The sequence below is a fragment of the Eubacterium callanderi genome (assembly GCF_900142645.1).
Classification (GTDB): Bacteria; Bacillota; Clostridia; order Eubacteriales; family Eubacteriaceae; genus Eubacterium; species Eubacterium callanderi.
The window spans coordinates 1-2,105 of the sequence record NZ_FRBP01000026.1 but is presented as its reverse complement, the minus strand read 5'-3'; the positions used below and the strand labels follow the sequence as shown (position 1 = coordinate 2,105).

Genomic DNA, 2,105 nt, shown 5'->3' with positions numbered 1-2,105 from the left:
AGATAAATGGGACAAAGACCGATAAAAAAGCCGTCCCAGAGAATGGCACCAATGGGAAGGACGGAGCACCCGGAGCCAAAGGCGCCGACGGCGCTTCCATTCTTTTTGGAGAAGCAGCACCCACCACCCAGGGGAAAAAAGGCGATTTTTATTTAAATACCGCCAGCTATGACATTTACAGCAAAGCATCTGGGAGCTGGGTAAAAATTGGAAATATTAAAGGTGCCAGCGGTGTACCAGGAGCCAGTACCGATCTAACCGACAGCAATAAACTGCTGCGCACCGATGACGAGATTGAAATACAATTAGTTTTATAAAATAAGATGGAGGACAATAAAAATGCAAAAAGTTTACATAAAAGATAGTTGCTTTAAAAGCAATCGGGGGAGGGGCTTTTCCCTAGTATTTAGAAAGGCTGGTGGCGAAGATGGCAGATAAAGCAACGCAAGGACGGCTGATTCTGCCAGAAACCACCGCCGCTGAATTAGAGACAAGTAATCCCATTTTAAAAGATGGGCAGCTTTTTATAACCAAAGATGGCGTGGCCAAAATCGGTGACGGGGCGACACGCTGGGTTGATTTAAAGCCTGTTTTGCCAGAAACAATGCTGCGATGGCAAGGGCAATGGGTCGGCGCAACGGCTCAAAACGCCATTGTTTATAAGCCTTATACAGTCGTGCTCTATGATAGTGCGCCTTATGTCTGTATAAAACAACACACCTTGCCACCCGGACCGTTGCAAGGCGGCGCTGACGTGATAAATCCGACAATGCCAGAGTATTGGACACCGTTGATTCCACCACAAGACAAGAATATTGGAAAAGGTGTAGACTGGGTTTTCAACAAAAATTATCAGGTAATCACCGATAAAGAGGGTGATCTTTATGGAGATTTTTCTTTACTGGTTAATACGCTGCCGGAGGGAAGTTTTTCCATAAACCAAAGTATGCGGGATTACCTTTTAATAAAGGCGAATATTACAGGTGTTTTCCTTGTTTCCTATGAACTGCGCGTTGAATACTCAAGTCAAGTGGAATATGGAGAATATAAAGTAACCTATCTCACAAAATCGGACGAATGGAGCAGAATTAGTTATAATTCCTTTTTTGCGCCACACGATAGTTCACAAAATACGAAATATTGCACGTTGTCGGGGAGTGAAATCGTAAGAATAAACAGCGGGGATGCTCTGGAATTTGAAAGAAGTATAAATCCCTGTGACTTTATAAATGAAAGAATACGAATTACAAAATTAGCATAAATCCGGGGGCGGCCATGCCTCCGGTGACAGGAGGTAAAAATGGCAGCAAAAAGTACAAGCGGGCGGATTATTCTGCCCGATCTGACAGCGGCACAGCTGGCCGCACAAAACCCGGTTTTAAAAAATCGGCAATTGCAGTTTGAAGGTGATACCGGAAAAGCCAAGCGGGGCGACGGTGTGACCCGTTGGAACAGTTTACCCTACGTGGTCGGGACCGATGGAAAAGCAGCGACGGTTAAAGTCGGAACCGTCACCACCCTTCAACCAGGACAGCCCGCAACGGTCAACAACAGCGGCACCGAAAACGCCGCTGTTCTAAATTTTGGGATTCCACAGGGGCAAGCGGGTTCTGGAGGGGGGAGCGCAGACCCGAATATTGGAAAAGGTGCGTACTGGCACACTGAAAATTCGACGGTAACCGAACTGGAGGGAATCGAAAAACTTAGTGAAATTACGCTTACAGCGCCGAATCGGCCAAGATATTTAATAAAAGTGAATTTGCCAGGGACATATATTGTTAAAATAAGATTTTACAACAACGCTAAACAGCTCGTTTATCAATCATGGTTTTTTACAAAAACTAACATTAGGAATAACAGGTTCAACAGCTCAACCAATGCTGGATCAATACATTGCCGTTTCAGACGCAAGTGGAAGGTTTGAAAGCTTTGTCTTTGGTATGGCAACTTTTGATACAGGCGGAAGCTTTAAATTGGAACCAAGTGTTCAGGTAAGTAATATAGAAAGTGGCAATCCCTATGAAGCATATATACAGATAGTGAAGATAGCATAACAGAAAGTAGAGGAAAACAATGGAAAACATGATAACAGCAAAAGGCCCGGT

3 protein-coding genes are annotated in these 2,105 nt (G+C 44.4%); all 3 read left to right on the top strand.

Annotation, left to right across the window (positions count from 1 at the left end; translation table 11 throughout):
- Positions 1–317 (top strand): hypothetical protein (locus tag BUC22_RS22005; protein ID WP_159435649.1); only part of this gene is annotated, 317 nt, incomplete at its 5' end.
- 110 nt (positions 318–427) lie between these two features.
- Entirely contained in the window at positions 428–1,261 is an 834-nt protein-coding gene (locus BUC22_RS21200) for a hypothetical protein (protein WP_073383772.1), read from the top strand.
- 39 nt (positions 1,262–1,300) lie between these two features.
- Positions 1,301–1,924, top strand: a complete 624-nt coding sequence (locus BUC22_RS21195) for a hypothetical protein (RefSeq protein WP_073383771.1) — start codon at positions 1,301–1,303, stop codon at positions 1,922–1,924.
- The last annotated feature ends 181 nt before the right edge of the window (positions 1,925–2,105 follow it).

What these genes read in the sequence shown, in the direction of transcription:
- BUC22_RS21200 (WP_073383772.1), top strand. Translation starts at nt 428, where the DNA reads ATGGCAGATAAAGCAACGCAAGGACGGCTGATTCTGCCAGAAACCACC.
- BUC22_RS21195 (WP_073383771.1), top strand. Translation starts at nt 1,301, where the DNA reads ATGGCAGCAAAAAGTACAAGCGGGCGGATTATTCTGCCCGATCTGACA.